The organism is Caulobacter sp. 17J65-9, assembly GCF_010975005.1.
Taxonomy (GTDB): Bacteria; Pseudomonadota; Alphaproteobacteria; order Caulobacterales; family Caulobacteraceae; genus 17J80-11.
The window spans coordinates 1-8,621 of record NZ_JAAIVC010000160.1; the positions used below are offsets into that span (position 1 = coordinate 1).

Consider the following 8,621-nt stretch of genomic DNA (forward strand, 5'->3'; position numbering starts at 1 on the left):
GGCCCAAGCCGATCCGACGGTCAATCCGGCGGCGCCGGCCGACACGGCCGCGGGCGCGCCGGCCGCCCACGCCGGCTCGCACGCCGTGGTCGCAGAGGCGGTGCGCGGCTCGCCGGAGACCGTGGCGCACCTGTCGGCCGAGATCCTCAAGAAGTTCGGCGAACGGTCGACCCGCTTCGACGTCGAGCTGCATCCGGCCGACATGGGCCGGGTCGACGTGCGCCTGACCATCGAGGCCGACGGCCGGCTCAAGGCCCAGATGGCCTTCGACAATCCGGTGGCCGCCGCCGACCTGCGCGCCCGCGCCGACGAGCTGCGGCGCAGCCTGGAGCAGGCCGGTTTCCAGGTGTCCGAGGACTCCTTCAGCTTCGCTGATCGCAACGCCGGCGGCGGGTCGTTCGAGGACGCCCGCCAGCAGTTCGCCGAGGGCGGCCGGGCCCGGGCCCGCGCCTTCCGCGCCGGCGAGCAGGCCGCCAGCCTGGCCGACGCCCCCCCAGTCGCCCGCCGCGCCGTCCGGCTCGGCGTGGACGTGAGGATCTGACGACATGGTCGACACCGTCAACGCAGCCCAGTCCGCGGCTCAGGCCGGCGCGAAGATCACCAACAGCCGCACGCAGCTGTTCGACAACTACGAGACCTTCCTGGCGCTGCTGACCTCGCAGCTGAAGAACCAGGATCCGCTCTCGCCGATGGATTCGAACGCCTTCACCGAGCAGCTGACGCAGATGGCCGGGGTCGAGCAGCAGCTGCTCACCAACGACCTGCTGAAGGCGATGGTGGAGCAGAACAACGCCGCCCTCTCCAACTCGGTGACCTACATCGGCAAGGAGGTGACCGCGGCCGCCTCCGCCACCAAGCTCGACAAGGGCTCGGCCAGCTGGGCCTACGAGCTGGGGGCCGACGCCTCGGAAGTGACCCTCCAGATCTACGACACCACCGGCAAGGTGGTCTGGTCCGGCCCCGCGCCGGACAAGGGCGAGGGCATCCACGACTTCGCCTGGGACGGCAAAACCTCGACCGGCCAGCAGCTGCCGGACGGCGGCGTCTACGTCATGAAGATGACGGCCAAGAAGGGCGACACGGACGTCGCGTCGCAGGTGCTGGCCCGCGGCAAGGTCACCGCCGTCGAGATGTACGACGGCCAGCCCTACCTCACCATCGGCGGCGCGATCGTGCCGCTGAGCTCCGTGATCAGCGTCGCGGAGAAGTCCGACACCAGCGGGACGGGCACGCCGGCGACGACCGGCTGATCCGATCCGCAGACACCGAAAAAGGCGCGCTCGAACGGCGCGCCGAAGGGGCCCCCGGCTCCAACGCAGCAAGCGCCGCCTGATCCAACGCATCGACTGACAGGATACGCATCATGAGCATCAACAGCGCCATGCTCGCCGGCGTCTCGGGCCTGACCGCCAACTCGTCGGCGCTCGCCGCCATCTCGGACAACATCGCGAACGTCAACACGGTCGGCTACAAGCGCGCCCAGGTCGACTTCTCGACCATCGTGACCTCGCAATCGCTGAAGGCGTCCTACAGCGCCGGCGGCGTGCTGGGCACCGCCCGCCAGTTCGTGTCGCAGCAGGGCCTGCTGCAGCGCACGACCTCGAACACCGACCTCGGCGTGCAGGGCAAGGGCTTCTTCGTCGTCACCGAGAAGCCGGAAAACCTGACCTCGACCGACGCGCGCCTGTTCACCCGCGCCGGCTCCTTCACCAAGGACGACCTGGGCTACCTGCGCAACGCCTCTGGCCTGTACCTGCAGGGCTGGCCGATCGACGACCAGGGCAACGTGATCTCCGATCCGTCCGACCTGACCCGTCTGCAGACCATCAACGTCACCTCGATCGGCGGCGCCGCCGACCCGACCACCCGGGCGACGATCAACGCCAACCTGAAGTCCAGCCAGGCCGTCTCGGCCGACGCGGCGACCTACGACCCGACCGTGGCGGGCACCAGCATGGCGGCCTACGACCCGGCCAACGGCACCGGCGTGAAGCCGGACTTCGAGCTGCAGATCCCGGTGTCGGACTCCAAGGGCGGCAAGCGCACGGTCGCGGTCTCCTTCCTGAAGAGCCCCAACGCCAACGAGTGGTACGCCGAAATCCGGGCCATTCCGGCCAGCGACGTGGTCACCGCCACGCCGCTGCAGAGCGGCCAGCTGGCCACCGGCATCGTGCGTTTCACCGCCGACGGCCGCTACGACGCGGCCAACTCGACCCTGTTCCCGGCCCCGCCGGCCGCGCCGGAGCTGCAGTTCGGCGCCTCGGCCGCCGGCGCGCCGGTCGCCGGCTCGGGGACCTTCAACTGGGATCCGTCGCTGGGCGTCGCGGCCCAGACCCTGCGCATCGACTTCGACAGCGCGGCGGGCGGCCTGACCCAGTTCGACAGCCAGTCGGTGGTGCAGGCGGTGCTGACCAACGGCACCACCTTCGGCAACCTGACCAACATCGAAATCGACGACGAAGGCTTCGTCACCGCGATCTTCGACAACGGCGTGACCCGCAAGATCGCCCAGGTCGCCCTGGCCACCTTCCCGAACGACGACGGCCTGATCCGCGTGTCGGGCAACGCCTACCGGGTCTCGCAGGAAAGCGGCACCTACAACCTGAAGCCGCCGGGCCAGGGCGGCGCGGGCCTGCTGTCGCCCTCGACGCTGGAGGCCTCGACGGTGGACCTGTCGTCGGAGTTCACCGGCCTGATCACGACCCAGCGGGCCTACTCGGCCTCGTCCAAGATCATCACGACCGCGGACCAGATGCTGGAAGAACTGCTCATGATCAAACGCTGATCACTGGTATCCGAGTAACTTGAATGAACACCGCCTTAACAGCGGAGGGTAGCGGAAGCGTCGGTGGTCGGACGATTAGTGTTCGATTCACCATCGCGCTTAAGCCGACGTTATCGGGGCCGCGCTACTGTGACGCCATGATGGTGGTGAGAGAGGCGTAAGGCCCATGCTGCAAGAGCATCGCCTGAACAGCAGAGGCGAAAAATACGTGATCGGTCCGACGGGGGCTCCCCTGACGGTCACCGATCTTCCGCCCCCGAACACCCAGCGATGGGTGATCCGCCGCAAGGCGGAGGTGGTGGCGGCCGTTCGCGGCGGGTTGCTGTCGCTGGAGGACGCCTGTGCGCGCTACCGGCTGACCAACGACGAGTTCCTGGCGTGGCAGGCGGCGATCGACCGCTGGGGCATGCCGGGCCTGCGCACGACCCGGATCCAGCAGTACCGCTGATCCGGTCCGACCTGGTCGAGTTGTTCGGCGGCCGCGCTCCCCTCGGGGGCGCGGCCGTCGGCCGTTTCAGGGCGTGGCTTCAGCGCGCCTCGTGCCGGGCGACCGGCCACATCTGGCCCGTCTCCCGCACATGCACCGCGTAGATGACGAGTAGGGCGGTGACGAAAACGCCGAATGCTCCGGCGACGGCCCTTTTCCGCTTGGACATACGCTCTTCCCCCGATGAACGCGTTCGGCGGAATTGGGCGGAAACGGGGCGAAAAGTCAATCGTCAGTTGTGCTTAACGCGCGCTCTTCCGCGAGGCGCCCGTTTTCCCGGGGCGCCACGGCGCCGGTCGTAAACAGGTCGTTTACCAACCGCCGGGAAATATCTGCCTAGTGGGGCGACGAGTCGGCGGGGGCCCCCGAGAGTGGGGCGGGGCGCGCGTGGAGTCCTTTCTGAACGGCTTGCGGAGATTCGGGATCGGCCGCCTTGCGGCGGTCGTCGGCGCCGCCGCGGGCGCGGCGGCCATCCTCGTCGCCATGATGATGAACCTGGGCGGCCAGCCCAAGGCGCTGCTCTATTCCAACCTCGACCTGAAGGAAGCGTCGGAGATCACCTCCGCGCTGGATCAGGCCAACGTGAAGTACGACGTGAAGGGCGACGGCTCGACCATCATGGTCGACCGCGACAGCGTCGCCTCGACGCGCCTGATGCTGTCGAGCAAGGGCCTGCCGACCTCGGGCTCGGTCGGTTACGAGCTGTTCGACAACGCCTCGATCATGGGGCAGACCGAATTCACTCAGAACCTGAACAAGCAGCGCGCGCTGGAGGGCGAACTGGCCCGCACCATCCGTTCGCTGCAGGGCGTGACCTCCGCCCGGGTTCACCTGGTGCTGCCCAAGCGCGAGCTGTTCGAGGCGGAGGCGGCCCAGCCGACCGCCTCGATCGTCGTGGGCCTGGGCGGGCGCGAGCTGAAGGCCGACCAGGTCCGCTCCCTGCGCAACCTGGTGGCCGGCGCCGTGCCGGGCCTGAAGCCCGACCACGTCACCGTCGTCGACGAGTCCGGTGAAATGCTGGCGGCCGGCGCGGAAGGCGACGAGGGCGGCTACCTCGGCGAACTGGCCGCGGGCCGCAAGGCCGAGACCGAAGAGCGCATCCGCAAGGCGGTGAAGGGCATCGTCGAGGGCGTGGTCGGCCAGGGCAAGGCGCGCGTCGAGGTCACCGCCGACCTCGACCTGAACCGCGTCACCACCCAGGAAGAACGCTTCGATCCGGACGGCCAGGTCGTCCGTTCGACCCGCACCTCGGAAGCCAACCAGAGCGAAACCGACCCGGGCGCCGACGGCCAGGTGACCGCCGCCGCCAACCTGCCCCAGGGCCAGCAGCAGCCGGGCTTCCTGTCGACCAGCTCCTCCAGCGGTCAGACCGAAGAGATCACCAACTACGAGATCTCCAAGACCGTGCGCACCGAGGTGGTCGAGCCGGGCGCGGTGAAGCGTCTGTCGGTCGCCGTGGCCGTGGACGGCGTCACCGCCGCGGGCGCGGGCGGCAAGCCGGGCGCCTACACGCCGCGCACGGCCGCCGAGATGCAGCAGATCGAGCAGTTGGTCCGCTCGGCCGTCGGCTACGACCAGGAGCGCGGCGACCAGATCAGCGTCGTCAACGTGCGCTTCACCCGCCCCTCAGGGGCCGAGCTGGGCGGCACGGCCGCGGGCGCGCCGATGATGGACTTCGACAAGAACGACATCATGCGCGCGGCCGAGATCGGCATCCTGGCCGTGGTCGCGGCCCTGATCATCTTCTTCGTCGTCCGCCCGATGCTGAAGACCGCCGAGGGCCCGGTCCCCGGCGCGACCATCCCGGTGACCCACCTGCAGCCCGCCGGCGCGCCGGCCGGGGCGCTGGGCTACGAACCCGCCCAGGCGGCCCTGACCGGCCCGTCTGAGATGGATCACCGCATCGACATCGCCCGCATCGAGGGGCAGGTGAAAGCGTCCTCGGTGAAGAAGGTCTCCGAATTCGTGGGCAAACACCCGGAGGAATCGGCCTCCATCCTCCGCAACTGGCTGCATGAATCCTGATGAGCGCCCTGGCCATCCGTAAGAAAGGCGCGATCGACGATCGCACGAAGCTCTCGGGACCGGAGAAGGCGGCGGTCATCCTGCTGTCGCTGGGCGAAGAGCATACGCAGTTGTGGGAGCAGCTGGACGACGAGGAGATCAAGGAGATCTCCCAGGCCATGTCGAGCCTGGGCACCGTCTCCGCCTCGGTGGTCGAGGACCTGCTGTTCGAGTTCGTGTCCGGCATGTCCGGCACGGGCGCGATCATGGGCTCCTACGAGCAGACCCAGCGCATCCTGCAGTCCTTCCTGCCGTCCGACAAAGTCGACGCCCTCATGGAAGAGATCCGCGGCCCGGCGGGTCGCACCATGTGGGACAAGCTCGGCAACGTGAACGAGGCCGTGCTCGCCAACTATCTGAAGAACGAGTACCCGCAGACCGTCGCGGTGGTGCTCTCCAAGGTGAAGGGCGACCACGCCGCGCGCGTGCTGGCCTCGCTGCCCGAGGATTTCGCCCTGGAGTGCGTGCAGCGCATGCTGCGCATGGAGCCGGTGCAGCGCGAGATCCTCGACAAGATCGAGCAGACGCTGCGCACCGAGTTCATGTCGAACCTGGCGCGCACCTCCAAGCGCGACAGCCACGAACTGATGGCCGAGATCTTCAACAACTTCGACCGTCAGACCGAGAGCCGCTTCCTGGCCGCGCTGGAAGAGCGCAACCGCGAGTCGGCCGAGCGCATCCGCGCGCTGATGTTCGTGTTCGAAGACCTCGGCAAGCTGGACCCGGGCGGCGTGCAGACCCTGATCCGCGCGGTCGAGAAGGACCAGCTGGCGATCGCGCTCAAGGGGGCGTCCGACACCCTGCGCGAGCTGTTCTTCTCCAACATGTCCGAACGCGCCGCCAAGATCATGCGCGAGGACATGGAGAGCATGGGGCCCGTCCGCCTGAAGGACGTGGACGCCGCCCAGATGTCCATGGTGCAGCTGGCCAAGGACCTGGCCGCCAAGGGCGAGATCATGCTCGCCGGCCAGGGCGACGACGACGAGCTGATCTATTGAGGCCCGTGTCGTGACCCAGCAGCCCCGCAAATTCGGCTTCGACATGGAGTTCGGCGACGCCGGCGTGGTGATCTCCACGCCGCCGCCGCGCCCCAAGCGCTTCTTCACGCCTGAAGAGGTCGAGGCGATCCGCGAGCAGGCCTATCGCGAAGGCGAGGCCTCGGCCGTCGCCCGCGCCGAGGAGGCCCACGCCCACGCCCTGGCCATGGTCGCCGAGCAGGCCCGCTCGGGCCTTTCGGTGCTGGCCCAGGTGGCCCAGGCCCACAAGGCCGGCTGCGCCGAGCTGGCCCTGGTGGCCGCCCGCCGGGTGGCCGACGCCGCCCTGGACCGGTTCCCGACTGCGGCCCTGGAGGCGGCGCTGGACGCCCTGGCCCAGGAGGTCGAGAGCGCGCCGCGCCTGGTCGTGCGCATGGCCCGCATCGACGAACGCGTGCAGACGGCGGTCGAGGAGGTGGCGCAAGCCATCGGCTTCGCCGGCCAGATCGTGTTCAAGGCCGAGCCCGGCGTGGCCGGCGCGGCCTTCGTGTTCGAGTGGGGCGACGGACGCGCCATCTTCGATCCCGAAGGCGCGGCCCAGCGGGTCGAGGCGGCCGTCCGCGCGGCGCTGGCCGCCGAAGGCCTGCACGGCGACAACCTTTCAGTTCACGGGGAGCCGCGATAATGGCCGCCGACAACGATCTTTCGCTCGAGGAATTCCCGGTTTCCACGGCGCTGGCGACATTCGAGGACGGCGAGGCCCAGAAGGCCGCGGCCGACCTGGCCCCGGTGTTCGACGTGCCGGTCAACATCTCGGCGGTGCTGGGCAAGTCGCACGTCTCGGTGGCGCAGCTGCTGAAGCTGGGGCCGGGCTCGGTGGTGGAGCTGGACCGCAAGGTCGGCGAGGCCATCGACATCTACGTCAACAACCGCCTGGTCGCGCGCGGCGAGGTCGTCGTCGTCGACGACCGGCTGGGCGTGACCATGACGGAAATCATCAAGAGCGAGGACGTCGGCGTCTGACGGCGCGACTCGCGGCAAATAGTACAGTTCGGCTGACCGGCGACGGATCGGACGGAGCAAGACCCGGGGCGACGGCGCCGTAAGCCGCCGCTCCACAGAGGGGGATCTCAAGATGCGGCTTCTGGTGGTCGGACGTCTGAGCGGGCAGCTCGCCGCGGCCGTGAAGATGGCGATGTCGACCGGCGCCAAGGTCAGCCACGTCGAGACCGGCGCGCAGGCGACCGACAGCCTGCGCCGTGGTCAGGGCGCCGAGCTGTTGATGGTCGACTACGACCTCGACATCGCCGGCCTGATCGCCGCGAACGAGGCCGAGCGCATCCACGTGCCGGTGGTCGCCTGCGGCGTGGGCGCCGACCCGCGCCGCGCGGCCGACGCCATCCGCGCCGGGGCCAAGGAGTTCATCCCGCTTCCCCCGGACGCCGAGCTGATCGCCGCGGTGCTGGCGGCGGTGGCCGACGACGAGCGCCCGCTGGTCACCTCCGACCCGGCCATGCAGCAGGTGCTGAAGCTGGCCGACCAGGTCGCCAAGTCCGAGGCCTCGATCCTGATCACCGGCGAAAGCGGCGTCGGCAAGGAAGTCATGGCCCGCTACGTCCACGCCAAGTCGCGTCGGGCGGACAAGCCGTTCATCAGCGTCAACTGCGCCGCCATTCCCGAGAACCTGCTCGAGAGCGAGCTGTTCGGCCACGAGAAGGGCGCCTTCACCGGCGCCGTGGCCCGCCGCATCGGCAAGTTTGAGGAGGCCGACGGCGGCACCCTGCTGCTGGACGAAATCTCGGAGATGGACGCGCGCCTGCAGGCCAAGCTGCTGCGCGCCATTCAGGAGCGCGTGATCGACCGCGTCGGCGGCCAGAAGCCGGTGAAGGTCGACATCCGCATCCTCGCCACCTCCAACCGCGACTTGGCCCAGGCCGTGAAGGAAGGGACCTTCCGCGAGGACCTGCTCTACCGCCTCAACGTCGTGAACCTGCGCCTGCCGGCGCTGCGCGAGCGCCCGGCCGACGTGGTCGTGCTGGCCGAGCACTTCGTGAAGAAGTACGCCGACGCCAACGGCGTGCCGCAGCGCCCGATCGCGTCCGAAGCCAAGCGACGCCTGGCCGCCCACCCGTGGCCCGGCAACGTGCGCGAGCTGGAAAACGCCATGCACCGCGCGGTGCTGCTGGCTGTCGGCGACGAGATCGACGCCGACGCCATCCGCCTGCCCGACGGCCAGCCGCTGGCCGCCGCCGGCGCCCCGTCCTCGCCGGGCTACGCCGCCCAGGCCGCCCAGGCGGCCGACGCGGCCGCC

General features: G+C 69.5%; 9 protein-coding genes. All 9 read left to right on the top strand.

Annotated elements, in window-relative coordinates; genetic code table 11:
- A partial coding sequence (locus G3573_RS17820; RefSeq protein WP_240454787.1) for a flagellar hook-length control protein FliK occupies positions 1–541 on the top strand: 541 nt, incomplete at its 5' end.
- 4 nt (positions 542–545) lie between these two features.
- Positions 546–1,250, top strand: a complete 705-nt coding sequence (locus tag G3573_RS17825; protein WP_163263042.1) for a flagellar hook assembly protein FlgD — start codon at positions 546–548, stop codon at positions 1,248–1,250.
- 113 nt (positions 1,251–1,363) lie between these two features.
- Positions 1,364–2,785: a flagellar hook protein FlgE gene (locus G3573_RS17830; protein WP_163263043.1), complete on the top strand. Its 1,422-nt coding sequence runs from the start codon at positions 1,364–1,366 to the stop codon at positions 2,783–2,785.
- Positions 2,786–2,951: 166 nt separating this feature from the next.
- Positions 2,952–3,233, top strand: a complete 282-nt coding sequence (locus G3573_RS17835; RefSeq protein WP_163263044.1) for a DUF1153 domain-containing protein — start codon at positions 2,952–2,954, stop codon at positions 3,231–3,233.
- A 426-nt stretch (positions 3,234–3,659) separates the two neighbouring features.
- Entirely contained in the window at positions 3,660–5,297 is a 1,638-nt protein-coding gene (gene fliF / locus G3573_RS17840) for a flagellar basal-body MS-ring/collar protein FliF (protein WP_163263045.1), read from the top strand.
- Between the two features lie 14 nt (positions 5,298–5,311).
- Positions 5,312–6,334 carry a flagellar motor switch protein FliG gene (gene fliG, locus G3573_RS17845; protein ID WP_163263050.1) on the top strand — a complete coding sequence of 341 codons (1,023 nt, stop codon included), beginning with the start codon at positions 5,312–5,314 and terminating at the stop codon, positions 6,332–6,334.
- Between the two features lie 10 nt (positions 6,335–6,344).
- Positions 6,345–6,995, top strand: coding sequence for a flagellar assembly protein FliH (locus G3573_RS17850; protein WP_163263046.1), 651 nt, complete (start codon positions 6,345–6,347; stop codon positions 6,993–6,995).
- On the top strand, positions 6,995–7,333 hold the full coding sequence (fliN, locus tag G3573_RS17855) for a flagellar motor switch protein FliN (RefSeq protein WP_163263047.1): 339 nt from the start codon (positions 6,995–6,997) through the stop codon (positions 7,331–7,333). The genes G3573_RS17850 and fliN overlap by 1 nt, the downstream gene beginning before the upstream one ends.
- A 112-nt stretch (positions 7,334–7,445) precedes the next feature.
- Positions 7,446–8,621, top strand: a 1,176-nt coding sequence (locus G3573_RS17860; protein WP_163263048.1) for a sigma-54 dependent transcriptional regulator, incomplete at its 3' end; no start/stop codon positions are given.

Coding starts and splice junctions, on each gene's coding strand:
- G3573_RS17825 (WP_163263042.1), top strand. CDS start 546: ATGGTCGACACCGTCAACGCAGCCCAGTCCGCGGCTCAGGCCGGCGCG.
- G3573_RS17830 (WP_163263043.1), top strand. CDS start 1,364: ATGAGCATCAACAGCGCCATGCTCGCCGGCGTCTCGGGCCTGACCGCC.
- G3573_RS17835 (WP_163263044.1), top strand. CDS start 2,952: ATGCTGCAAGAGCATCGCCTGAACAGCAGAGGCGAAAAATACGTGATC.
- fliN (WP_163263047.1), top strand. CDS start 6,995: ATGGCCGCCGACAACGATCTTTCGCTCGAGGAATTCCCGGTTTCCACG.